Raw genomic sequence first — 22,633 nt, 5'->3', positions numbered from 1 at the left:
CGCGGGCGCAGCGTCAAGCCGCGCGGCAAGCTGAACGTCGGCAGGCGCGGAACGCGGCGCGCCCTCGATCACGGGGGTCTGGATGGTCATGGTCGCGGCCTCAGGCATCCGCCACCTCGGCGAGGATGTCCCCGTAGCCGTTGCGCTCGACTTCCAGCGCCAGTTCCGGGCCGCCCGACTTCACGATGCGGCCGTCATGCATGATGTGGACGACATCGGGCACGATATGGTCCAGCAGGCGCTGGTAGTGGGTGATCAGCAGGAAGCTGCGGTCCGGCGAACGCAGCGCGTTCACGCCATCCGCCACAAGCCGCATCGCGTCCACGTCGAGGCCCGAGTCCGTTTCGTCCAGGATGCACATGCGGGGTTCCAGCATGGCCATCTGCAGGATCTCGTTGCGCTTCTTCTCGCCGCCGGAAAAGCCCATGTTCACGGGCCGTTTCAGCATCTCGGCATCGATGTCCAAGGCCTTGGCCTTTTCCCGCACCAGCTTGAGGAACTCGCCCGAGGACAGTTCCTCCTCGCCGCGCGCCTTGCGCTGGGCGTTCACGGCGGTCCGCAGGAAGGTCATGTTGCCGACGCCGGGGATTTCCACCGGATACTGGAAGGCCAGGAACAGCCCGGCGGCGGCGCGCTCTTCCGGCTCCATCTCCAGCAGGTCACGCCCGTCCAGCGTGGCGGTGCCGCCCGTGACCTCATAGCCCTCGCGGCCCGCGAGGACGTAAGAGGTCGTGGACTTCCCCGAGCCGTTCGGACCCATGATCGCATGGACCTCGCCCGCCGGCACGGTCAGCGTGACGCCCTTGAGGATCTGCTTGCCCTCTTCCTCGAGCTGCACGTGAAGGTTCTTGATTTCCAGCATGTTCATTTCCTCAATTGTTCGTTGACCAGATGTTTGCCGAACCGGATCATTCAGCTCACTGCATCCGGCACATTGTGAGTTGCTGTTGCTTCATTCAGTTGCGCTGCAACGCGCCGCAGGGCTTCTTGCTGCAATTCGCCTAGGCCCTGGATGGACATCAGCCGTTGGATTTCTGCGGTCACCGCATCCTCATGCCTGAGGATGCTTTGATCCGGGCAATCATTCCGGTTCATCTGAACGTAGAATTCCGCATTGTGGCGCTTGTTCGAGGCGCCTGCCTGCGCTGCCGCCCAGCCGCGTCCCCGAATTCGCTTCAGCGCGAAATGCTCGGGGGTTCTGACACAGTAGTGATTGATTTGCGCGACATCATAGCTGATTTCCTCCGGCGGAATCCGCGACGCGCGCGAGCGATCCAGTCCCTCGACCCACTTCCGGTGAACCCGGTTGCTGGATCGCAGTTCCTGCCCATCGCAGCCGGCGAAGCTTCCAATCGGCAGGGTTCCGGAAAGAAGCGGCCGATGCACGGAATGCCCCGACAAGCCCAGCACCGCGTCGCTCATCCTGAAGAATGTCTTCACCTTCAGATTGACCTCGGATTCGAGCGCTGCTGCCCTCGAGAAGCTGTTCGAGATGAACCGGCCAGAGAATGCCTGGTTTCCGCTGTCTCCGAATATCCGCCACGGGATGATGATCGCCTGCCGCGGACCGAGAAAACGAACCATGTCGGTGACGAAACCATCACCGACATGGATGTTCAGGAATTCGTCCGCATCCAGCCAGATCGCCCAGTCACCCTTGCGGATGAACCCGCCCTCATTGGCTATTTTCGCGGCGACCGCCTGCGGAGCGACGCCCTCGGGCACAGTCGTAACAGTGTGAATGATCTCGCCTGCCCCTGCCAAGGCATCCAGCAGTTCATTCGTCATGTCACTGGACGGGTTGGAGACGATTGCAATCCTGTCGAAGCCGATCACCTTGTGATAGGCGATCCATTCCAGAAGGAATGGAGCCTCGTTCTTCACGGCTGTGAACAGGGTGAAATGCTGCGCATCATCCCCAGTGGCTTCTTGCGTCACCCCACCGACCCTTCCAGGCTGATCGCGACCAGGCTCTGCGCCTCCATGGCGAACTCCATCGGCAGGGCCTGCAGCACGTCGCGGCAGAAGCCGTTGACGACCAGGGCCACGGCCTCTTCCTCGTCCATGCCGCGGGCGCGGCAGTAGAACAGCTGGTCCTCGTCCACCTTGGAGGTGGTGGCCTCGTGTTCCACGCGCGAGGAGCTGTTCTTGACCTCGATATAGGGCACCGTGTGGGCCCCGCACTGGTCGCCGATCAGCAGGCTGTCGCACTGGGTATAGTTGCGGCTGTTGGTCGCCCGCGGGTGCATCGTCACCAGCCCGCGATAGGTGTTCTGCGCCTGGCCGGCCGAGATCCCCTTGGACACGATCCGCGAACGGGTGTTCTTGCCCAGGTGAATCATCTTGGTCCCGGTGTCGGCCTGCTGCGCGTTGTTGGTGATCGCGATGGAATAGAACTCGCCCTGCGACTCCTCGCCGCGCAGAATGCAGGACGGGTATTTCCAAGTGATCGCGCTTCCGGTTTCCACCTGCGTCCACATCACCTTGGCCCGGGCCTCGCGGCAGTCGGCGCGCTTGGTGACGAAGTTGTAGATGCCGCCCTTGCCTTCCTCGTCGCCGGGGAACCAGTTCTGGACGGTCGAGTATTTCACCTCGGCGTCTTCCAGCACGACGATCTCGACCACCGCCGCGTGAAGCTGGGCGGTGTCGCGCTTGGGCGCGGTGCAGCCCTCAAGATAGCTGACGTGGCTGCCCTTGTCGGCGATGATCAGGGTGCGCTCGAACTGGCCCGTATTCTCGGCGTTGATGCGGAAATAGGTGGACAGTTCCATCGGGCAGCGGACGCCCGGCGGGATGTAGACGAAGGACCCGTCCGAGAAGACGGCCGAGTTCAGCGTCGCGAAATAGTTGTCCGACGGCGGCACGACCGAGCCGAGGTATTTCTTCACCAGTTCGGGATGCTCGCGGATCGCCTCGCTGATCGAGCAGAAGATCACCCCGGCCTTCGCCAGTTCGTCCTTGAAGGTGGTGCCGACGCTGACCGAGTCGAACACCGCGTCCACCGCGACCCGGCGCGCATCGGCGGGCGTCGCCTCGGCCCCCTCGACCCCGGCCAGGATCGCCTGTTCCCTCAGCGGGATGCCCAGCTTCTCATAGGTGGCCAGCAGGGCGGGATCGACCTCGTCCAGCGACTTGGGCTTGACCGCCATGCTTTTCGGGCGGGCGTAGTAATACTGGTCCTGATAGTCGATCTCGGGATAGTTCAGCATCGCCCAGCGCGGCTCGGCCATGCCCTGCCAGCGGCGGAAGGCGGTCAGGCGCCACTCGGTCATCCACTCGGGCTCGTCGTTCTTCTGGCTGATCAGCCGGACGATGTCCTCGTTGACGCCCTTGGGGGCGTATTCCATCTCGATCTCGGTCTCCCACCCGTATTTGTAGGAGCCCATGTTGGCGACGGTCTCGACCGTCTCACGGTCGACGCCTTCGCGGACTTCGATCTCGGGCATGTCCAGAGCGGCCATCGGTCACCTTCTTCCCTGCTTGCTTCGCCATCGGTCGCGGGCAGCAAGCCACGCCTCGGCAAAGCGGTCCAATTCCTCAAGCGTCGTCGTTCCGCCGAACGAGACGCGCAACGCGCAAGCCGCATCCGCCTCGGCCACGCCCATCGCGCGCAGCACCCCGCTGGACCGGACCTTGCCGGAACTGCAGGCCGACCCGGCAGAGACGGCAAAGCCGGCCAGGTCCATCTGCATCACCTGCGTCTCGCCCTTCCACCCCGGCGTGAGGATGGACAGCGTCTGCGGCAGGCATCGGGATACGCGCCCCGGAAACATAGTGTTTCCCTCGGCATCTTCCAACCTCTCGCGCAGATGTTCTCGCATGCCGGCAAGTCTTTCGGGGATTCCGGCCGCAAGGTCGCGCTGCGCGGCCTTGGCGGCGGCGGCGAAACCGGCAATGGCGGCAAGGTTTTCCGTGCCCGCCCGGCGGCCGCTTTCCTGCCCGCCCCCGCGCAGACGCGCCGCCCGGTCCTCGCCCTCGGCAAGGATCAGCGCGCCCACGCCGCGCGGTCCGCCCAGCTTGTGGGCGCTGACGAAGCCCGCCCGCACCCCCAGCCAGTCGAAGGCCATCGGGATCTTCCCGAAGCCCTGCGTCATGTCGCTGACGGCCAGCCCCTGCGGCAGGTCCTGGATCACCCCCGTCTCGCTGTTGGCAAGCTGCAGCGTGGCGCGGGCCGGGTCGGGGACCGACACGATGCCGTTCGCATCCGCCTCCAGAGTCTCCTCGCACCACGCCCGCACGCAGTCATGTTCCACCCCGGCGCAGGAAAGACCCTGCCCGTCCAGCGCCAGCGCGGCGGCCTCGGTCGAGCCCGAGGTGAAGACGATGTCGGCGCGGGATGCGCCCAACGCCTCGGCCAGTTCCTCGCGCGATCGTTCCAACAGCATCTTCGCCGCCCGCCCCTCGGCATGGACGCTCGATGGATTGCCGGTCACGTCCAGCACATCGGCCATCGCCGCTCGCGCCTCGGGGCACAGCGGCGCGGTGGCGTTCCAGTCGAGATAAACGCGGCTCATTCGCTGCCCGAGCCGCTGGCCAGCCGGTCGGCGATGCGCGTGGCCAAGCGGCGGCCCACCTCCTCCTTGGGCAGTTGTGGCCAATGCTCGGTGTTCGTTTCGGTCACAAGGATGACGCTGTTCTCGGTCCCGCCCATGATCCCCTTGGCCGGGCTGACGTCATTCGCCACGATCCAGTCGCAGCCCTTGCGCCGGCGCTTGGCGGCGGCATTGGCGACCACGTCATCCGTCTCGGCCGCGAAGCCCACGACCAGCGCGGGCCGCGCCTCGGCCCGGCTGACCCAGGCGAGGATGTCCGGGTTCTCGGCCATCTCAAACGCCGGGGGGCGCCCCGAGCCGTCCTTCTTGATCTTGCGGTCAGATGCGCTGGTCACGCGCCAGTCGGCCACCGCCGCCGCCATCACCGCCGCATCGGCAGGCAGCGCATCTTCGACCGCCGCCCGCATCTCGGCCGCGGTTTCCACGCGCACCACCTGCACCCCCGCAGGCGGCGGCACGCTCGCCGGCCCCGTCACGAAGGTCACGCGCGCGCCCAGGTCGCGCAGGCCAGCCGCAATGGCCGTGCCCTGCGCGCCCGAGGATCGGTTAGCGATATAGCGCACCGGGTCGATCGGCTCATGGGTCGGCCCCGAGGTGACGACGACATGGCGCCCCGTCAGTGGCCCCGCGGCCAGCCCCGGCACCACGACCGCCTCGGGCGGAAGCCGCAGGACGCCCGTCAGCCGCAAGGGCCGCTCGGCATCCGCATCCTCCAGCGCATCGCGGATCGCATCGAAGATCGCCTCCGGCTCGGCCATCCGGCCCTCGCCCCATTCGCCGCAGGCCATGTCGCCCTTATCAGGGCCGACGAACAGCACCCCGTCATCTTCCAGCGTGACGCGGTTGCGCTGCGTCGCCGGATGTTCCCACATCCGCACGTTCATCGCGGGCGCGATCAGCACCCGCTTGTCGGTCGCCATCAGCAGGGTCGAGGCAAGGTCGTCCGCGTGCCCCCCGGCCATCTTCGCCATCAGGTCGGCGGTCGCAGGCGCCACCACCACCAGGTCGGCGGATCGCGACAGCTGGATATGCCCCATCTCGGCCTCGCGGGTCAGGTCCCACAAGGCGGCATGGCAGACCTCGCCCGACAGGGCCGACAGCGTCAGCGGGGTGACGAACTGCGCGCCCCCCTCGGTCAGCACCGTTGTCACGCCCATCCCTGCGCCCTTCAGCAACCGGACGAGTTCGGGAATCTTGAAGGCGGCGATGCCGCCCCCCACGATCAGCAGAACCCGCTTTCCCTGCATCCCTGTTCCTCGTCCCTGGCTTGTGGCGGCTGCGACGAGACTTAGAAGACCGGGACCCACGGGGCAAGAAAGCCCGCAACATTCAACTGTCCCGAAGGCAGCGCCCGTCAGCTTCTTTCCGGGTCAAATACCCATGCGGCAGCGCCACTCGCGTGATCCCGCCGGTTACGGCACAGCCGCAAAGCCGGCACCCGATCGGCCTTCCGGCCCGAAACCCTGCCCATCCGGGCCTTGCGGGGATCTTCCCCTCACACCCCCGCCGCAAACGGTAGCCGATAGCCGATCGCCTCGGCGATGTGCGGCGCGCGCACCTCGCCGGAATGGTCAAGATCCGCGATGGTGCGGGCGGTCCGCAACACGCGGTGGTAGCCGCGGGCGCTCAAGCCCAGCCGCTCGGCGGCGCGATGCAGCAGGCTGCGGCCCTCGCTGTCGGGCGCTGCCACCTCCTCCAGCACGGGACCGGAGGCATCGGCGTTCACCCGCATGCCGGGATGCCGGGCAAAGCGATCCGCCTGCCGCGCCCGCGCCGCCGCGATCCGCGCGGCAACCTCGCGTGACGCCTCTCCGCCGGGCCGCCCTTCGAGGTCGCTGACGGCCACCGCGGGCACCTCGATCCGCAGGTCGAAGCGGTCCATCAGCGGCCCGGACAGCTTGCCCATGTAATCGGCCCCGCATTGCGGCGCCCGCGCGCAGGCGCGGCCCGCATCGGCCAGATGCCCGCAGCGGCAGGGGTTCGCCGCCGCGATCAGCAGGAAGCGGCAGGGATAACGCACATGGGCATTGGCCCGCGCCACCACGACCTCGCCGGTTTCCAGCGGCTGACGCAGGGTTTCCAGAACCTGCCGTGGAAACTCGGGCAGTTCGTCCATGAACAGCACGCCGTTATGGGCAAGGCTGACCTCTCCGGGCCTCGCCCCCCGGCCGCCGCCGACGATGGCGGCCATAGAGGCAGTGTGGTGCGGATCGCGGAACGGTGCCTCGCGCGAGATCCCGCCTTCGGTCAGCATCCCCGCCAGCGACTGGATCATCGAGGTTTCCAGCGCCTCGACCGGCGTCAGTTCCGGCATCAATCCCGGCAGCCGGGCAGCGAGCATCGACTTGCCCGACCCCGGCGGGCCGACCATCAGCAGGTGGTGCCTGCCGGCGGCCGCGATCTCGAGCGCCCGCTTGGCGCGTTCCTGCCCCTTCACGTCGGCCATGTCGGCCAGCCGTGGCGCCCGCACCACCTGTCCCGGCGCGGATGGCGCGACCGGCGCGCGCCCGGTCAGGTGATCGACCACCTGCCGCAGCCCCTTCGGCGCGATCACCGGCACCGCGCCGACCCAGGCCGCCTCGGCGCCGCAGGCGGGCGGGCAGACCAGCACCCGCTGCTCCTCGGCCGCGGCCATGGCGGCGGGCAGGGCACCCGCGACCGACACCAGCCGCCCGTCCAGAGCAAGCTCGCCCAAGGACACCACGCCCTCAAGCTCATCCGCGGGCAGAACCTCCAGCACCGCCAGCACGGCCAGCGCGATGGGCAGGTCGAAATGCGAGCCCTCTTTCGGCAGGTCGGCCGGCGACAGGTTCACCGTCACCCGCTTGTTCGGCATCGCCACCGACATCGCCCCGAAGGCTGCGCGGATGCGTTCCCGCGCCTCGCTGACCGCCTTGTCGGGCAGGCCCACGATGGTGAAGGAGGGCAGGCCGGGCGAGGCCGCCGCCTGCACCTCGACCAGCCGCGCCTCGATCCCGTCGAAGGCGACGGTATAGGCGATCGCGACCATTTGCCCTCCGTCCGGTTCGCGACCGGCTTAGGGCCAAAGCCTTTAGGAATGGTTAAGGCCAAAACGGATCGGCAGGAATGGCCCGCAAAGCAAAGGCGCTGCCCCCGCAATCCCGATGCCGCGTGAGGGGCGGGCATGGACGTGACGGGTGATGACCAGCCTTTCGCATGAAGCTCACGTCGGCCGTCATGGGTCCTGCCATCCACGCGCTGCTGACCTTGCGCCCAGCACGATAACACGGCCGGGCAGAAAGCCGTCAGGGCATGCTATCGCGCCCGTGGCGGCAACCGCCCGCTCGAACAGCGCGGAGCAATGGCGCCGCGACCGTTGTTGCCTTTCGGATCAGGCAGCGTCATCGGCAGAGCGCCGATACTTCCGGATGCCTTCCCGTTGATCGCGGCCGGCCGAACCGGAGGCCGTGCCGATGATCGCACGGCCGGTCCGCATTCCTGACCGACGAGCCATCAGTCTTGCCGCGCAGCGGCGCGGCGGCGCTCGATCGCTTCCCAGATCAGGGCGGCGGCGTTGATGCCGTCGAAGCGTTCGAGTTCCTGGATGCCCGTGGGCGAGGTCACGTTGATCTCGGTCAGCCAGCCGTCGATCACGTCGATGCCGACGAAGATCAGCCCCTTTTCCCGCAGGACCGGGCCGATGGCGGCGCAGATCTCGCGTTCGCGCTGTGTCAGGTCCACCTTCTCGGGGCGGCCGCCGACATGCATGTTGGATCGTGCCTCGCCCTCGGCCGGGATGCGGTTGATGGCGCCGACCGGTTCCCCGTCCACGAGGATCACGCGCTTGTCGCCCTTGACCACGGCGGGCAGGTATTTCTGCACGATCACCGGCTCGCGGCTGAGGCCGCCGAACAGCTCCAGCAGCGCCGAAAGGTTGGCGTCGGCCTGCGGCAGATGGAACACCCCCGCCCCGCCATTGCCGTAAAGGGGCTTGATGATGATTTCATCGTGGCGCTGGCGGAAGGCGCGGATCGCCTCGACGTCGCGGGCGATCATGGTGGGGGGCGTCAGGTCGGGGAAATCCAGCACGAACAGCTTTTCGGGCGAGTTCCTGACCCAGAACGGATCGTTCACCACCAGCACATCCGGGTGGATGCGGTCCAGAAGATGCGTCGTCGTGACATAGCCCATGTCGAAGGGCGGGTCCTGGCGCAGCCAGAGGACATCGAATTCGGTCAGATCGGCGGTCCGCCATTCCCCGAAGCTGACATGGTTGCCCTGTTCCCGCCGCAGGGTCACGTCGCGGCCGCGCGCGGACAGCCGCCCTTCGTCGAAGATCAGCGCATCGGGCGTGTACTGGAACAGGCTGTGGCCCCGCGCCTCGGCCTCCAGCCCGATCCGGAACGTCGAGTCGGCCGAGATCGAGACATTCTCGATCGGGTCCATCTGCAGGGCGACCTTGAGGGGCATCGTCGGCTCCGGGGCTTGGGTTGAACTCGCCCGGTTCTGGCGCGGGCGTCCGGGCGATGCAAGCGGGGGGTCAGTTCAGGCCGAAGGCGTTTTCCACGATCTCGACCCGGCCCGAGCCATCCACCAGCGCCGCGTCGAAGCGCATCTCGGTCAGCGATCCGCCGGGCAGGCGGTCGGAATACAGCAGCGCCGCCCGGCAGATCCGGTCCATCTGCCGGCGCGAGATGCGCTGGGCGGCGATGTCATGGGTTTCAGATTTCTTGACCTCGACGAAGACAATGGTTTCCCCATCCCGCAGGATCAGGTCAACCTCTCCCGCGGGGCTGCGCCAGCAGTGTTCCAGGATCGCGCAGCCGCGCTCGGCGTAGCGCGCGGCCACCAGCCGCTCGGCAGCATGTCCGCTTGCATGGGCGGCAATCCCTCGCGCGACACGGCCCCGAGAGGAACGACGCGGCCTTGCGGCATCAATCCACGGCATCAGCACCGTCATCGTCCCGTTCCTCCTGCATGGCCAGGGCCATGCGATACACATCCTTGCGCGGGCGGCCGACCGCCGCCGCCACCTCGGCGGCCGCGTCCCGCATGGTCATCCGGCCCAGCCGACCGGAAAGCGCGGCACGGACCGCCTCGTCATCCGCCGCCACCTCGCCGCCCGGCGCCATGACCACCACGATCTCGCCCCGCAGTCCCTCGTCGGGGATCATTCCCATCACGGAACGGGCCGGGCCGCGCAGCACTTCCTCGAACTTCTTGGTCAGTTCCCTGCAGACCGCGATATCACGGTCCCCGTCGATCTCGCAGAGATCTCTCAACATGTCCTTAACGCGCCGGGGGCTTTCAAAGATCACCACCGTCGCGTCCAGCCTTGCCTGCCGTTCCAGCCAGCGCCGCCGCGCGCCCTTCTGCGACGGCGCGAAGCCCGCGAAAAGGAAGCGGTCCGTCGGCAGCCCCGCCACCGTCAGCGCCGCCAGCAGGGCCGAGGCGCCGGGGACGGCATGGACCCGCCCCCCTGCCCCCGCCACGTCGCGCGACAGGCGGAAGCCGGGATCGGCCACCAGCGGCGTGCCCGCGTCCGAGCAATAGGCGACCGACTGCCCCCCGGCGATCGCCGACAGGATCGCGGGGCGGGCGCGGTCGGCATTGTGGTCGTGATAGGCAAGGATGCGCCGCCCGCGCAGCGGGATGCCATGGATCGACATCAGGTGGCGCAGGGTGCGGGTGTCCTCGGCCGCCAGCAGGTCGGCGGCGTTCAGCACGTCCAGCGCCCGCAGCGTGATGTCGCGTGCCGCGCCGATGGGCGTCGCGACAAGGTAAAGCCCCGGATCGAGCCCTGCGGCGAGGACCGAGGCCGCAAGGACGCGCGCAGGCTCGGCCCCGGCGGGCGCCGCCTCGTGGCGGCCGGATCGTTCGTCTTCGCGCATCAACGGCCTTTCGTCACCCGGGGCGTCAGGTTGCCACGCCGCGCCGTCTGTGGCTACCCTTCCGCCCGAACCGGCATTCCAGAACAAGGGAATCACCCGATGGCCTCAATCCCCCTGCGGCTCGACCCGGCGTCCTGGCGCCGCCCCCTGATGCGCGTGGCGGCGCTGGTCTCGGCACTGGCGCTGGCCGCCTGCGAGCCCGTGCAGCAGCAGGCCTCGGGGCCGCAGACCGGCCCGGTCATCGACCCCTCGCAGCCGGTGCAGGTGGCGCTGCTGGTGCCGGGCGGCTCGGGCGATCCGAACTACGACTACATGGCGCGGTCGATGGCAAATGCGGCACGCATGGCGGTCGCCGACGCGCAGGGCGCCCGCATCGACCTGCGGGTCTATGAAAGCGGCGACGACGCGGCCCGCGCGGTGCAGGAAGCCAACCGCGCCGTCAGCGACGGCGCCAAGGTCATCGTCGGGCCGCTGCACGCGGAATCGGCCAACGCGGTCGGCAATGCGGTGCAGGGGCGGGTGAACGTCCTGTCATTCTCGAACAACGCCGACATCGCGGGCGGCAACCTGTTCGTGCTGGGCAACACCTTTGCGAACACCGCCAACCGGCTGGTTTCCTATGGCGTGGACCGGGGCCTCAGCCGGTTCCTGATCGTCCATGAAACGGATGTCGCAGGCCAGATCGGCGGCAATGCCATCGAGGGCGCCATCGCCCGCAACCGCGCGACCACCGTCGGAAAGACCGGCCACGGTCCGACGCGGGCCGAGATGGACCGCATCGCCCCCACCATCGCCCGGGCGGCCGCCGCCAACCAGGCGCAGGCGATCTTCCTGACCGGCAACAACGTGGCCGTCCTGCCCGAGATCACCGGCGCGCTGGCGGATGTGGGCCTGAGCGGGCAGTCGATCCAGCTGATGGGCCTGACCCGCTGGGACATCCCGTCTGATCGCGCCCGCCTGCCGCAGTTGCAGAACGGCTGGTTCGCGGTCCCCGACCTGCCCCGCATCGCCGAGTTCAACGCCCGCTACCGCGCCGCCTTCGGCGAGCAGCCGCATGAATTCGCGACTTTGGCCTATGACGGCGTCTCGGCCATCGCGGCGCAGGTCCGGGCCAGGCGGCGCGATGCCGTGACCACCGCCGGGCTGACCCGCGGCAGCGGATTCGCCGGCATCCAGGGCGCCTTCCGCCTGCTGCCCGACGGCGGCAACCAGCGCCAGCTTGCGGTCGCCACCCTGCGGAACGGGCAGCTTGTCATCATCGACCCGCCCAGCCGCAGCTTCCGCGGCGCCGGTTTCTGATCTTGATCCGATCCGACGAGGACGGCGCCCCCGTCCAGCCGATCCAGAGCGCCCCGGCCCTGCCCGGGGCGCATCCGTTGTTTGACAGCGAATCCGCGATCGCGGGGCTCGACGCCGCGCTGCACGGGCTGACCGACCCGCGCGAGATCCGCGCCCGCACCGTGGCGCTGCTGTCCACCGCCCGCGCCGAGGCGATGGCCGACATCGTCGCGGGCCTTGCCAGCCACCCCCGCAAGGGGCGCGAGACGGTCCGCGCCATCGCGCAACTGACCGATGCCACCGTCCGCGCCATTCACCATGTCGCCACCGTCCGCCTGCATCCGAACCTTGCGCCGACCGAGGGCGAGCGGCTGGCGGTGCTGGCCGTCGGCGGCTACGGGCGCGGCGAGATGGCGCCCCATTCCGACGTGGACCTGCTGTTCCTGCTGCCCTGGAAACCCACCGGCTGGATCGAGAGCGTCATCGAATCGATGCTCTACATGCTGTGGGACCTCAAGCTGAAGGTCGGGCAGGCCACGCGATCGGTCGACGAATGCATCCGGCTGGCGGAAGCCGACATGACCATCCGCACCAGCCTGCTGGAACACCGGCTGGTCTGCGGCGACGCCCTGCTGGGACAGACCCTGCGCGAGCGGCTGTGGCCGGAACTGTTCGAGCGCAGCGTGCCCCAGTTCATCGAGGCCAAGCTGGAAGAACGCGAGGAGCGCCACCGGCGGCAGGGCGGCCGGCGCTATGTGCTGGAACCCAATGTCAAGGAAGGCAAGGGGGGGCTGCGGGACCTGCAGACGCTTTACTGGATCGCGAAATACATCCACCAGGTGGACCGGGCGATCGAGCTGGTGGACGCCGGCCATTTCACCCGCGCCGAGCACACGACCTTCTGGGCGGCCGAGGATTTCCTGTGGGCCGTGCGCTGCCACATGCATCTGGTCGCCGGCCGGGCCGTGGAAAAGCTCAGCTTCGACATGCAGATCGAGGTGGCCGAGCGCATGGGCTACCGCGACGCGGGCGGGCGGCGCGGGGTCGAGATCTTCATGCAGGATTATTTCCGCCACGCGACGAAGGTGGGCGAGCTGACCCGCGTCTTCCTGACCGGGCTGGAACAGCGCCACCTGTATCGCGCGCCGCTTCTGGAACGGTTCCGCAAGCCGAGGGTCGCCGCGGGCTTCAGGGTCGAGACCGGGCGCCTTGCCATCGCCGATCCCGACAGCTTCTTCGCCGATCCCCTGAACATCCTGCGCGTCTTCGAGGAGGCGCTCCGCAGCGGCATCCTGATCCACCCCGAGGCGATGCGGCTGGTGGCGCAGAACCTTTACCGCATCGACGACCCCATGCGCGCCGACCCCGAGGCCGCGCGCATCTTCCTCGACCTGCTGCTGAAGCACGGGAACCCCGAACGCGCCCTGCGCCGCATGAACGAGCTGGGCGTGCTGGGCGCCTATATCCCCGAGTTCGAGCGCATCGTCGCGATGATGCAGTTCAACGTCTATCACCACTACACGGTGGACGAGCACCTGATCCAATGCGTGGCGGCGCTGGCGCAGATCGAACGGGGCGAGCTGGTCGAGGACCTGCCCATCGTCAGCGCCATCATGGCCGAGGGCAGGCTTGACCGGAAGGTGATCTATCTTGCCACCCTGCTGCACGACATCGGCAAGGGACGGCCCGAGGATCATTCGATCATCGGGGCGCAGATCGCCCGGCGGGTGTGCCAGCGGCTGGGACTGGACCCCGCCCGGATCGAACTGGTCGAATGGCTGATCCGCAACCACCTGCTGATGTCGGACGTGGCGCAGAAGCGCGACATCTCGGACCCCCGCACGCTGCGCGATTTCGCCAAGGCGGTGCGATCCCGCAGCAGGCTGGACCTGCTGGCGGTGCTGACGGTCTGCGACATCCGCGGCGTGGGGCCGACCACCTGGAACAACTGGAAGGCGGAACTGCTGCGCAAGCTGCACCGGCTGACGGCGGACGTGCTGGAAAATGGCCTCGAGGACGTCAACCGCGAGCAGCGCGTGGACGAGGCGCGCCGCAGCCTGCGCCACCTGCTGACCGCGCAGGGCTGGGCGCCCGCCGACATCCGCGCCGAGGCCAGGCGGCATTACGACAGCTACTGGCAGGGCCTGCCCACGGACACCCAGCAGGTCTTCGCCCGGCTGCTGAAAGGCATCTCGGCCGACGGGATCCGCATGGATCTCGACCCCGACCTGCGGCGGGACGCCACCCGCGCGGCCTTTGTCATGGCCGACCATCCGGGGCTGTTCTCGCGCCTCGCCGGCGCCCTGGCGCTGGTCGGCGCCAACGTGGTGGACGCGCGGACCTATACCACGCGCGACGGCTATGCGACCGCCGTGTTCTGGGTGCAGGATGCCGAGGGGCGGCCCTATGCCGCCGACCGCCTGCCGCAACTGCGGCGCATGATCTTCCGCACGCTGGCTGGAGAGATCGTGCCCCGCGACGCCCTGACCCAGCGCGACAAGCCGAAAAAGCGCGACCGCGCCTTCCGCTTCCCGACCCATGTCACCTTCGACAACGAGGGATCGGAAATCCACACGATCATCCAGGTGGACACCCGCGACCGGCCGGGGCTGCTGTATGACCTGACGCGGACGCTGGCGGCGAACCACATCCAGATCGTCAGCGCCGTGATCGCCACCTACGGCGCGCAGGTGGTGGACAGCTTCTACGTCAAGGACGCCTTCGGGCTGAAGCTGACCCAGCCCGCGAAACGAGAGGCCCTTGAACGCAGGCTGCATCAGGCGATACGCGAAGGCGCGGAACGAGCGGAGGCCTGAATTCATGCGCGGCGGACTGGTGCGGGGGTTCATCTCCGTGGGCCTCTGGACCTTCATGTCCCGGCTGACGGGCTTTGTGCGCGATATCCTGATGGCGGCATGGCTGGGCACCGGCGCGCAGGCCGAATCTTTCCTTGTGGCCCTGTCGCTGCCCAACATGTTCCGCCGCTTCTTCGCGGAAGGGGCCTTCAACACCGCCTTCGTGCCGATGTTTTCCAAGAAGCTGGAATCGGGCGAGGAGCCGCGGCGCTTCGCCGCCGATGCCTTCGCGGGGCTGGGGTTCGTGGTGGCGGTGTTCTCGGCGCTCGCGATGATCCTGATGCCCGGGCTGGTCTGGCTGATGGCGGCCGGCTTCGCGGGCGACGAACGCTTCGACCTGGCCGTGGAATACGGGCGGATCACGTTTCCCTATATCCTGCTGATCTCGCTCGCCTCGATGATCTCGGGGGTGCTGAACGCCCATGGCCGCTTCGGGGTCGCGGCGGCCGCGCCCGTGCTGCTGAACCTGCTGTTCATCCTGGCCATGCTGCTGGGGCGCTGGCAGGGATGGGACCTGGGGCTGACGCTGTCCTGGGCCACGCCGGCCACGGGGGTGGCGCAACTGGCGCTGGTCTGGTGGGACGCCTCGCGCACCGGCTGGCGCTTCGTCCCCGGCAGGCCGAGGCTGACCCCCGACATGCGCCGGCTTCTGTCGATCGCCCTGCCCGCGATCTTCGCAGGCGGCGTCGTGCAGGTGAACCTGCTGGTGGGGCGGCAGGTCGGGTCCTTCTTCGAGGGCGCGATCGGCTGGCTCAGCTATTCCGACCGGCTGTATCAACTGCCGCTGGGGGTGGTCGGTGCGGCGGTGGCGGTCGTGCTGCTGCCGGAACTGTCGCGCCGCCTGCGGGCGGGCGACGATGCGGGCGGCCAGTCGGCCCTGTCGCGGGCGACCGAGTTCGGGATGTTCCTGACGCTGCCCGCCGCCTTCGCCATCGCCGTGATCGCGGTGCCCATGGTCGCCACGCTGTTCCAGCGCGGCGCCTTCGACGCGCATGACACGCAGATGACCGCGCGGGCGCTGGTCGTCTATGCCCTGGGCCTGCCCGCCTTTGTCCTGCAGAAAATCCTGCAGCCGCTGTATTTCGCGCGCGAGGATACGCGGACACCCTTCCGCTACGCGGTCCATTCGATGATCGTGAACGCGGTCGTGGCGGTGGGGCTGATGCCGCTGATCGGCTTCCTGGCGGCCGCGCTGGGCACGACCGTGGCCGCCTGGGTCATGGTCGTGCAGCTCTGGCGGGGCACGCGCGGCATGGGCCTGTCGGCGCGGCTGGACCGACGGCTGCGCGCCCGGGCGCCGCGGATCCTACTGTCCTCGGCGCTGATGGCGGCGGGGCTGTGGGTGCTGCGCGGCTGGCTGGCGCAGGACGGCGAGGGCGACATCCCCGACCTCGCCATCCTCGTCTTCGGGGGGGCTGCGGGTTATTTCGCGCTGAGCTTCCTGACCGGCGCGATCAGCCCGGCCGAGTTGCGCGCCAACATCCGACGGCGGCGCTGAGGATCGGCGCCGGACCGGGGGCCGGCCCCATCGTCGTATACGACGATCCCGGGATACTTGAGCGAAGAAGAACGAGCGGCCTAGCGTTGCCGGATGCGTCGGCGCACGCGGCCGAGACCGCCGGGGATCAGCACAAAGGACAGCCCGAAGCCGATCACGAAGCCCGAAACCTCGGCGATCCAGTTCTTGCCCGCGCCGCCGAAGGCGATGCCGAACACAAGCTGGAACAGCAGCAGCACCCCGATCAGCGTGAAGGCGCGAAGCTGGTTGGCATTTTCCTGACCCAGCCGGGTCCACAAAAGGAAGGTGAAGGCGCCCAGCAGGCCGTAGACCGGAGCGTAGCCCCCCACCAGCGGGTCGAAGTGGAACAGCGGCAGCAGCCCCGCGGCAACCGAATAGACCGCCGCGCCGCCGATGGCCGAGGCGAAGAACAGCGCCACCACCGCCCAGGGGCGGAAGGATCGCGCCACCATGTTCCCCAACGCCAGCAGGAACACGAGAACGAACAGCGCGTGGGTCAGCGAGTAATGGACGAAGGGATAGGTGATCAGCCGGTAAAGCTCGGCCCCCGCCACCGAGGAGCGGTCGAAGGCGCGGACCAGGAACTCGGGCGCGAAGGCGGTGCGCTCGATGGTGATCCCTCGCGCGGCCCGGCCCGCGTTGACGCCGCCCGCAAGAAAGCCCAGGCGGCCCAGGCCGAAATACGCCTCGGCGGCGATGATGGGCAGCGCGAGCATCCACAGCACGGCGGGCAGGCTGTTGACGGGGCTTTCGTTCATTCCGACGCGCATCGCGGTCCTTTCCGGCGCGGTTGCGCCTGTCAGGGGCAAGGGGTATCCCGGCGCCGACGGATTTTCCAGCAGGCAGCAGCATGGCACGCGTTCACACTCCGCGCATCTTTTCTGGCATCCAGCCGTCGGGCGGCCTGACACTGGGCAACTATCTCGGCGCGCTCCGCCGCTTTGCCGAAAAGCAGGGGCAGGTCGAGACGGTCTATTGCCTCGTCGACCTGCATGCGATCACCGTCTGGCAGGAACCCGAGCGGCTGCGCCAGCAGACGCGCGAGGCGGCGGCGGCCTTCCTGGCCTCGGGCATCGACCCCGCGCAATCGGTCCTGTTCGTGCAAAGCCACGTTCCCGCCCATGCGGAACTGGGCTGGATGCTGTCCTGCGTGGCCCGGCTGGGCTGGATGAACCGCATGACCCAGTTCAAGGACAAGGCGGGCAAGAACGCCGAGGCGGTCAGCCTTGGCCTTTACGCCTATCCCGCGCTGATGGCGGCCGACATCCTCGCCTATCAGGCGACCCATGTGCCGGTGGGCGAGGACCAGAAGCAGCACGTGGAACTGACCCGCGACATCGCGGCCAAGTTCAACCACGACTACGGCACCGACTTCTTCCCCGCGCCCGAGCCGGTGATCGAGGGTGCGGCCACCCGCGTCATGTCCCTGCGGGACGGGACGAAGAAGATGTCCAAGTCCGACCCTTCGGACGCCAGCCGCATCAACCTGACCGACGACGCCGACGCCATCGCCCAGAAGATCCGCAAGGCAAGGACCGATGCCGAGCCGCTGCCGAGTTCCATGGAGGGGCTGAAGGACCGGCCCGAGGCAAGGAACCTCGTCAACATCCACGCAGCACTTTCGGGCGAGACGCCGGAGGCGGTGCTGGCGCGGTTCGAGGGCCAGGGCTTCGGCGCCTTCAAGCCGGCGCTGGCCGACCTCGCCGTGTCGGTGCTGGCGCCGATCACCCGGCGGATGAACGAGTTGATGGGCGATCCCGCCGAGATCGACCGCATCCTGCTGGCAGGCGCCGAGAAGGCCGATGCCATCGCCTCGCCCATCGTGGCGGAAGCGCGCGGGATCATGGGGATGATCCCGGCGGCGCGGTGAGCATGGGGGCTGCCGCCCCCGCCGCATTCTGCGGCTCCCCCGCGATATTTGAGCGAAGAAGAACGAGCCTGCGCGGCGAGGCTGGTATCAGGCAGGCGGGTTCGCCATGATCTCGAAGACGCGCTCGGGCGGGCGGCAGAGGCGGGTGCCGAGCGATGTCCGCACGAAGGGGCGCTCCAGCAGGATCGGATGCGCCACGATCGAATCGAGAAGCTGGTCGTCGGTCAGTTCGGGATCGCCCAGGCCAAGGTCGTGATAGGGGGTGTTTCGCTGCCGCAGCGCCTGCCGGACCGTCAGCCCGGCGTCAGCTGTCCATTGCCGGATCGTCTCGCGGTCGGGCGGGGTCTTGAGGTACTCGATCACCTCGGGGTCGTCGCCGCTTTCGCGCAGCGCGGCCAGCACCTTGCGCGAGGTCGAACAGTTCGGATTGTGCCAGATCACCGTCATGGCTTCAGCCTGCCCTGACTGTCAGAACAGCGCAAGCTGGTCGCCGGGGCGCGGCGGCGGGGCAAAGCGGCTGCAATCGAGAGGAGGGCTTTCGCCGTCATAGCCCAGGCGTTTGCGGGCAACGCGGAAACGCTGGTGCATCAGCTCGGCTTCGGGTCCTTCGCCCCGCATCCGGTGGCCGAAGCGGGGATCGTTGTCGCGTCCGCCGCGCATTGCCCGGATGCGGGACATGACATGGACGGCGCGCCCCGGATGGTGGCGGTTCAGCCAGTCGCGGAAGAGCGGCGCCACCTCAAGCGGCAGGCGGATCGGGATCATGCTGGCGGTGGCCGCGCCCGCAGCCCGCGCCGCGGCAAGAAGCGATTCGATCTCGTGGTCCGTCAACGCGGGGATCATGGGGGACAGCATGACGCGGACGCGGACGCCCGCATCCGCCAGCGCGCGGATCATCCTCAGCCGGGTCGCGGGGGCGGGGGCGCGCGGCTCCATCGCCCTTGCCAATGCCGCGTCCAGCGTGGTCAGCGAGATGCCGACGAAGACCTGCCCCCGGGTCGCCATCGCCCCGATCAGGTCGAGGTCGCGCAGGACCCCTCGCCCCCGCGTCACGATGCTGAGCGGGTGGTTCCAGTCATGCAGCACCTGCAGGCAGCCGCGCATGATCCCCAGACCCGCCTCTGCCGGCTGGTAGGGGTCGGTGTTGGTGCCGAAGGCGATGGGGGCCACGGCATAGCCGGGGCGGGCGATCTCGGCTTCCAGCAGCCTCGGCGCATCCGGCTTGGCGACGATGCGGGTTTCGAAGTCGAGGCCCGGCGACAGGCCCAGCCAAGCGTGGGTGGGCCGGGCGAAGCAGTAGATGCAGCCATGCTCGCAGCCCCGGTACGGGTTCACCGAGCGGTCAAAGGGCACGTCGGGCGAATCGTTGCGGGTGATGATCCGGCGCGGCGCCTCGGTCGTGATCTCGGTCCGCAGCAGGTTTTCGTCGGGGGGCGCGGCCCAGCCGTCATCCTCATGCACAAGCTGGTATGGCTCGAACCGCGGGGCGGGGCGATGCGCGGCGCCACGGGCCTTGAGGATCTCGTCCGGGTTGCGGGGCGGCAGCATGGGCCAAGACTGGAACACAACAGGAACATTGGCAAGCCTGCGCATGGGAACATTTCGCGCCATTCGCGGCTTTCCATTTCAGGCAGCGCGCCACATATTCAGGCCATGAAGGAGAAAGCGATGCCCCTGCCCCATTTCCTGATGCTGGTCCTGGCCGTGATCGTGGCGGCGGGCGTCACGCTGGTCGTGGCCGTGTCGCTGGGGATTCCCCTGCAGGTGCTGGCGCTTGGCACGGTGATCGCCGCGGCGGTCGCGCATCTGTCGGCGCGCATCGGCAACGGGCCGCGCCACACGCCCGACGCCTGAGCCTCAGCTTTCCAGTTCGGCGTCCCAGTAGAGATAGTCCATCCAGCTCACATGCAGGTGGTTCGGCGGAAAGCGCCGGCCCATGGCGTGCATTTCCTCGGAACTGGGGCGGCGGGGGGCGCGTGCCAGCCGCAGCCCCGAGGCCCGCAGGCTCTTGTTCGCTTTCCGCAGGTTGCAGGGCGAACAGGCGGCGACCACGTTTTCCCAGCTTGTGACGCCGCCGCGCGACCGGGGCACCACGTGGTCAAAGGTCAGGTCGCCCCTTGATCCGCAATACTGGCAGCAGAATCCGTCCCGCATGAAAAGATTGAAGCGCGTGAATGCCACGCGCTTCCTGGGTCTGACATAATCCCTCAGCACCACGACCGAGGGGATGCGTATCGCCTCCCTCTGGCTCCGCACGACCTCCTCGTATTCGGCAAGGATCGTCACGCGGTCCAGGAACACCGCCTTGATGGTCTCCTGCCAGGGCCACAGCGACAGGGGATAATAGCTGAGCGGCCGATAGTCCGCGTTCAGGACCAGTGCCGGGTTCCGCCGCAACGACGCGGGGTCGCGCACGAACTGGGTGCGGAAGTCGGCGTCGACATGTGGGTCGTCAAGCATCCGGTTGTCCCCGCCATCACGCCTCAGGACTCGCCGCCGACTATATTGGGCGGCGCGACCATGACAAGGCTCTACATGTGGCGGGGTATCGGGGAAGCAGGTAAACGCGGCATGACGGCAACGTGACCGTTTGGCAACGCCGCAGATTCTAAAGCGCGCCCAGCACCTTGCGGACAAAGCTCAGCGCCGCGCCCAGGCCATCGGGCGAGATGCCGTGGCCGGTGCCGGGCATCACATGGGTCGCGATGTCGAAGCCCGCGCCGGACAGCGCCCGTTCCGCCAGCCCCATGTCGGCGAATGGCACCATCGGGTCCTGGTCGCCGTGCAGCAGCAGGACCGGCGGGCGGACCCGGACCTCGCCCACCAGTTCCGGCGCCAGCAGGCGGCCCGAGAAGCCGACGATCCCCGCCACGGCCTGCGCCCGGCGCGGCAGGACATGCAGCGCCATCATCGTCCCCTGCGAGAAGCCGACGACCACCATGCGGTCAGGCGTCAGCCCTTCGCGCGCCAGCACGGCGTCGAGAAAAGCGTTCAGGTCGTCGATGGATTTCTCCATCGAGGCGCGGGCCTGCGCCTCGGTCGAGCCGTCCAGCCAGGGGATCGGAAACCACTGGAAGCCGAAGGGATTGTTGACGCAAGGCTCGGGCGCGTTCGGGGCGTAGAAGGCGGTGTCGGGCAGGTAGCGGCCCAGCGGCTCGGACAGGCCCAGCAGGTCGGCGCCATCCGCGCCATAGCCGTGCAGGAAGACGATGACCGAGCCCGCCTTCGCAGGCCCGCGGCGATCCGATTGCAACTCGCGCGTCATGTCACCCCCTCGCGTCCCTTGGCGTGGTGGTAATAGGCCCAGAGCCCCCGCGCCGCAACCGCGCGCCACGGTGCCCAGGGCTTCGCGATCTCGGCCAGAGCCTTGCCGCGCGGGCGCTCGGGCAAGGCGTACATGATCCGCGCCGCTTCCTGCAGGGCCAGGTCGTCGGGCGCGAAGGCGTCGGCGCGACCGAGGGCGAAGATCAGGTACATCTCGGCGGTCCAGCGACCGATGCCGGGCAGCGCGGTCAGGGTCGCGATCACCTCCTCGTCGGGCATCCCCCGCAGGGCGTCGAAGTCGATCCCCGCCCCGGCCAGCGCCCGCAGGTAGCGCACCTTCTGCCCCGACAGCCCGCAGCCGCGCAGCGCCGCGTCCTCGGCCGCCGTGATCGTCTCGGCCCGGTCCAGCCCCGCCGCCGCCAGCCGTCCCGAGATCGAGGCGGCGGCGGCAACCGAGATCTGCTGCGAGACGATGGCCGACATGACTGCGCCGAAGCCGTCTTCGCGCCGGCGCAGCGGCAGGGGGCCAAGCTCGGGCAGGACGCGCGCCCAGACGGGACAGGTGGCGGCAAGATGCGCCGCGCCCTCGGCGATGTCGCCTTCGGCCTCGATCACGCGGAAGCCGCTCACTTCCGCCCCTGCTCGATGGTGCTGGCCCAGGCGCGGGCGGATTCCATCAGCCGCGTTTCGAAGGCCGTCGAGATGTGGTTGCGCAGAGCCTTTTCCGCCGCATCCCCGTCGCCCGAGGCGATGGCCTCGACGATCTCGCGATGCTCGGCCAGGGACCGCGCCCCGCGCCCCTCGGCCGCCAGCGAGGTCCGGGCCATCAGCGCCATCGTCCGATGCACGATGTCGAGTTGCTGCACCAGATAGCGGTTGTGCGAGGCAAGGTGGATCTGGTGGTGGAAGCGGCGGTTCGCCCGGCTCAGCGCCTGCGGGTCGTCCACGATGCGGTGGTCGTCCTCGACCATCTGGCCCAGGACCCGCACTTCCTCGCGCGTGGCATGGCGGGCGGCGAGGCGGGCGGCCAGCGCCTCAAGCTCGGTGCGGACGGTGTAAAGCTCGGCCAGCTGGTTGTGGTCCAGCGTGGCCACGATCAGGCTGCGGCCGTCGCGGGTCAGCATCGACTGGGTTTCCAGCCGCTGCAGCGCCTCGCGCACGGGGGTGCGGCTGACGCCGAAGCGTTCGGCCAGTTCCGATTCGACCAGCCGGTCGCCGGGGCGGTAGGTGCCGTCGTCAATGGCCGACAGGATCAGGCTGTATGCGTCTTTCATCGCGGCAGAGTTGGACGGACGCCCCGGCGATTGCAAGGCCGCGCCGCCCGCGCTAGCCGTGGCGCATGGACAGGCCCTCTCGCCCCTTGCGCGACATCGACGCCCATGCCCTGCAGGCGGATTTCACAGGCGTGGGCGCCTGGATCTTCGACCTCGACAACACGCTTT

The 22,633-nt window shown here is 68.6% G+C and carries 21 protein-coding genes; 5 read left to right on the top strand and 16 right to left on the bottom strand.

Translation table 11 applies throughout. The features are described 5' to 3' along the window. Positions 1 to 100 precede the first annotated feature (100 nt). The 9 genes from sufC to rsmI form a co-directional block, all read right to left on the bottom strand. The gene (sufC, locus tag Q4F04_RS04450) at positions 101 to 862 is read right to left on the bottom strand and encodes a Fe-S cluster assembly ATPase SufC (protein WP_303368626.1); all 762 of its coding nucleotides are present in this window, start codon (positions 860 to 862) and stop codon (positions 101 to 103) included. 50 nt (positions 863 to 912) lie between these two features. Continuing rightward, the gene (locus tag Q4F04_RS04445) at positions 913 to 1,938 is read right to left on the bottom strand and encodes a glycosyltransferase family 2 protein (RefSeq protein WP_303368625.1); all 1,026 of its coding nucleotides are present in this window, start codon (positions 1,936 to 1,938) and stop codon (positions 913 to 915) included. Continuing rightward, entirely contained in the window at positions 1,935 to 3,461 is a 1,527-nt protein-coding gene (sufB, locus tag Q4F04_RS04440) for a Fe-S cluster assembly protein SufB (RefSeq protein WP_303368624.1), read from the bottom strand. Before sufB ends, Q4F04_RS04445 begins: the two co-directional genes overlap by 4 nt. A gap of 3 nt (positions 3,462 to 3,464) precedes the next feature. Beyond that, positions 3,465 to 4,514 (bottom strand): cysteine desulfurase family protein, encoded by a 1,050-nt coding sequence (locus Q4F04_RS04435; protein ID WP_303368623.1) that lies wholly within the window; start codon positions 4,512 to 4,514, stop codon positions 3,465 to 3,467. Next, a complete protein-coding gene (locus Q4F04_RS04430; protein ID WP_303368622.1) occupies positions 4,511 to 5,800 on the bottom strand; it encodes a phosphopantothenate--cysteine ligase family flavoprotein in 1,290 nt (429 codons plus the stop codon). Before Q4F04_RS04430 ends, Q4F04_RS04435 begins: the two co-directional genes overlap by 4 nt. 248 nt (positions 5,801 to 6,048) lie before the next feature. Beyond that, the gene (locus tag Q4F04_RS04425) at positions 6,049 to 7,563 is read right to left on the bottom strand and encodes a YifB family Mg chelatase-like AAA ATPase (protein ID WP_303368621.1); all 1,515 of its coding nucleotides are present in this window, start codon (positions 7,561 to 7,563) and stop codon (positions 6,049 to 6,051) included. A gap of 464 nt (positions 7,564 to 8,027) precedes the next feature. Beyond that, a complete protein-coding gene (gene gshB / locus Q4F04_RS04420) occupies positions 8,028 to 8,984 on the bottom strand; it encodes a glutathione synthase (protein WP_303368620.1) in 957 nt (318 codons plus the stop codon). Between the two features lie 70 nt (positions 8,985 to 9,054). After that, positions 9,055 to 9,474, bottom strand: a complete 420-nt coding sequence (locus Q4F04_RS04415) for a YraN family protein (protein WP_303368619.1) — start codon at positions 9,472 to 9,474, stop codon at positions 9,055 to 9,057. Continuing rightward, entirely contained in the window at positions 9,449 to 10,405 is a 957-nt protein-coding gene (rsmI, locus tag Q4F04_RS04410; RefSeq protein WP_303368618.1) for a 16S rRNA (cytidine(1402)-2'-O)-methyltransferase, read from the bottom strand. Before rsmI ends, Q4F04_RS04415 begins: the two co-directional genes overlap by 26 nt. Before the next feature lie 99 nt (positions 10,406 to 10,504). On the opposite strand from rsmI, the gene Q4F04_RS04405 reads away from it, so the two are divergent. From Q4F04_RS04405 to murJ, 3 genes are all read left to right on the top strand, one after another. After that, positions 10,505 to 11,704, top strand: coding sequence for a penicillin-binding protein activator (locus Q4F04_RS04405; RefSeq protein WP_303368617.1), 1,200 nt, complete (start codon positions 10,505 to 10,507; stop codon positions 11,702 to 11,704). A 77-nt stretch (positions 11,705 to 11,781) separates the two neighbouring features. Further along, positions 11,782 to 14,499 (top strand): [protein-PII] uridylyltransferase, encoded by a 2,718-nt coding sequence (locus tag Q4F04_RS04400; protein ID WP_303368641.1) that lies wholly within the window; start codon positions 11,782 to 11,784, stop codon positions 14,497 to 14,499. 4 nt (positions 14,500 to 14,503) lie between these two features. Then, positions 14,504 to 16,036 carry a murein biosynthesis integral membrane protein MurJ gene (murJ, locus tag Q4F04_RS04395; RefSeq protein WP_303368616.1) on the top strand — a complete coding sequence of 511 codons (1,533 nt, stop codon included), beginning with the start codon at positions 14,504 to 14,506 and terminating at the stop codon, positions 16,034 to 16,036. Between the two features lie 80 nt (positions 16,037 to 16,116). On the opposite strand, the gene Q4F04_RS04390 is transcribed toward murJ, so the two are convergent. Further along, positions 16,117 to 16,827: a rhomboid family intramembrane serine protease gene (locus Q4F04_RS04390; protein ID WP_303368615.1), complete on the bottom strand. Its 711-nt coding sequence runs from the start codon at positions 16,825 to 16,827 to the stop codon at positions 16,117 to 16,119. Positions 16,828 to 16,907: 80 nt separating this feature from the next. Here Q4F04_RS04390 and trpS point away from each other — a divergent pair, with 80 nt between their 5' ends. Continuing rightward, the gene (gene trpS / locus Q4F04_RS04385; protein WP_303368614.1) at positions 16,908 to 17,927 is read left to right on the top strand and encodes a tryptophan--tRNA ligase; all 1,020 of its coding nucleotides are present in this window, start codon (positions 16,908 to 16,910) and stop codon (positions 17,925 to 17,927) included. A gap of 87 nt (positions 17,928 to 18,014) precedes the next feature. Here trpS and arsC read toward each other — a convergent pair whose 3' ends face one another. Beyond that, a complete protein-coding gene (arsC, locus tag Q4F04_RS04380) occupies positions 18,015 to 18,374 on the bottom strand; it encodes an arsenate reductase (glutaredoxin) (RefSeq protein ID WP_303368613.1) in 360 nt (119 codons plus the stop codon). A gap of 21 nt (positions 18,375 to 18,395) precedes the next feature. Then, positions 18,396 to 19,475, bottom strand: a complete 1,080-nt coding sequence (locus Q4F04_RS04375; protein WP_303368612.1) for a PA0069 family radical SAM protein — start codon at positions 19,473 to 19,475, stop codon at positions 18,396 to 18,398. Between the two features lie 120 nt (positions 19,476 to 19,595). On the opposite strand from Q4F04_RS04375, the gene Q4F04_RS04370 reads away from it, so the two are divergent. Then, a complete protein-coding gene (locus Q4F04_RS04370; RefSeq protein WP_303368611.1) occupies positions 19,596 to 19,781 on the top strand; it encodes a hypothetical protein in 186 nt (61 codons plus the stop codon). A gap of 3 nt (positions 19,782 to 19,784) precedes the next feature. Here the strand turns inward: Q4F04_RS04370 and Q4F04_RS04365 are convergent, their stop codons facing one another. From Q4F04_RS04365 to Q4F04_RS04350, 4 genes are all read right to left on the bottom strand, one after another. Then, positions 19,785 to 20,387 carry an HNH endonuclease gene (locus Q4F04_RS04365; RefSeq protein ID WP_303368610.1) on the bottom strand — a complete coding sequence of 201 codons (603 nt, stop codon included), beginning with the start codon at positions 20,385 to 20,387 and terminating at the stop codon, positions 19,785 to 19,787. Positions 20,388 to 20,535: 148 nt separating this feature from the next. Beyond that, positions 20,536 to 21,192, bottom strand: coding sequence for an alpha/beta hydrolase (locus Q4F04_RS04360; RefSeq protein WP_303368609.1), 657 nt, complete (start codon positions 21,190 to 21,192; stop codon positions 20,536 to 20,538). After that, the gene (locus Q4F04_RS04355) at positions 21,189 to 21,821 is read right to left on the bottom strand and encodes a DNA-3-methyladenine glycosylase (protein ID WP_303368608.1); all 633 of its coding nucleotides are present in this window, start codon (positions 21,819 to 21,821) and stop codon (positions 21,189 to 21,191) included. The genes Q4F04_RS04360 and Q4F04_RS04355 overlap by 4 nt, the downstream gene beginning before the upstream one ends. Continuing rightward, positions 21,818 to 22,465 (bottom strand): GntR family transcriptional regulator, encoded by a 648-nt coding sequence (locus tag Q4F04_RS04350; RefSeq protein WP_303368607.1) that lies wholly within the window; start codon positions 22,463 to 22,465, stop codon positions 21,818 to 21,820. The genes Q4F04_RS04355 and Q4F04_RS04350 overlap by 4 nt, the downstream gene beginning before the upstream one ends. Between the last annotated feature and the right edge of the window lie 168 nt (positions 22,466 to 22,633).

It is taken from the genome of Paracoccus sp. (in: a-proteobacteria) (genome assembly GCF_030536915.1).
Taxonomy (GTDB): domain Bacteria; phylum Pseudomonadota; class Alphaproteobacteria; order Rhodobacterales; family Rhodobacteraceae; genus Paracoccus.
The sequence above is the reverse complement of the archived record's forward strand: the minus strand, read 5'-3'. Positions and strand labels throughout refer to the sequence as shown.

Bases quoted from the DNA above. Each gene is read 5' to 3' on its own strand.
- sufB (WP_303368624.1), bottom strand. From the start codon at position 3,461: ATGGCCGCTCTGGACATGCCCGAGATCGAAGTCCGCGAAGGCGTCGAC.
- Q4F04_RS04425 (WP_303368621.1), bottom strand. From the start codon at position 7,563: ATGGTCGCGATCGCCTATACCGTCGCCTTCGACGGGATCGAGGCGCGG.
- Q4F04_RS04430 (WP_303368622.1), bottom strand. From the start codon at position 5,800: ATGCAGGGAAAGCGGGTTCTGCTGATCGTGGGGGGCGGCATCGCCGCC.
- Q4F04_RS04370 (WP_303368611.1), top strand. From the start codon at position 19,596: ATGCCCCTGCCCCATTTCCTGATGCTGGTCCTGGCCGTGATCGTGGCG.
- murJ (WP_303368616.1), top strand. From the start codon at position 14,504: ATGCGCGGCGGACTGGTGCGGGGGTTCATCTCCGTGGGCCTCTGGACC.
- Q4F04_RS04435 (WP_303368623.1), bottom strand. From the start codon at position 4,514: ATGAGCCGCGTTTATCTCGACTGGAACGCCACCGCGCCGCTGTGCCCC.
- Q4F04_RS04350 (WP_303368607.1), bottom strand. From the start codon at position 22,465: ATGAAAGACGCATACAGCCTGATCCTGTCGGCCATTGACGACGGCACC.
- Q4F04_RS04405 (WP_303368617.1), top strand. From the start codon at position 10,505: ATGGCCTCAATCCCCCTGCGGCTCGACCCGGCGTCCTGGCGCCGCCCC.
- Q4F04_RS04390 (WP_303368615.1), bottom strand. From the start codon at position 16,827: ATGCGCGTCGGAATGAACGAAAGCCCCGTCAACAGCCTGCCCGCCGTG.
- sufC (WP_303368626.1), bottom strand. From the start codon at position 862: ATGCTGGAAATCAAGAACCTTCACGTGCAGCTCGAGGAAGAGGGCAAG.
- arsC (WP_303368613.1), bottom strand. From the start codon at position 18,374: ATGACGGTGATCTGGCACAATCCGAACTGTTCGACCTCGCGCAAGGTG.
- Q4F04_RS04375 (WP_303368612.1), bottom strand. From the start codon at position 19,475: ATGCTGCCGCCCCGCAACCCGGACGAGATCCTCAAGGCCCGTGGCGCC.
- trpS (WP_303368614.1), top strand. From the start codon at position 16,908: ATGGCACGCGTTCACACTCCGCGCATCTTTTCTGGCATCCAGCCGTCG.
- Q4F04_RS04365 (WP_303368610.1), bottom strand. From the start codon at position 20,387: ATGCTTGACGACCCACATGTCGACGCCGACTTCCGCACCCAGTTCGTG.
- rsmI (WP_303368618.1), bottom strand. From the start codon at position 10,405: ATGCGCGAAGACGAACGATCCGGCCGCCACGAGGCGGCGCCCGCCGGG.
- Q4F04_RS04360 (WP_303368609.1), bottom strand. From the start codon at position 21,192: ATGACGCGCGAGTTGCAATCGGATCGCCGCGGGCCTGCGAAGGCGGGC.
- Q4F04_RS04415 (WP_303368619.1), bottom strand. From the start codon at position 9,474: ATGACGGTGCTGATGCCGTGGATTGATGCCGCAAGGCCGCGTCGTTCC.
- gshB (WP_303368620.1), bottom strand. From the start codon at position 8,984: ATGCCCCTCAAGGTCGCCCTGCAGATGGACCCGATCGAGAATGTCTCG.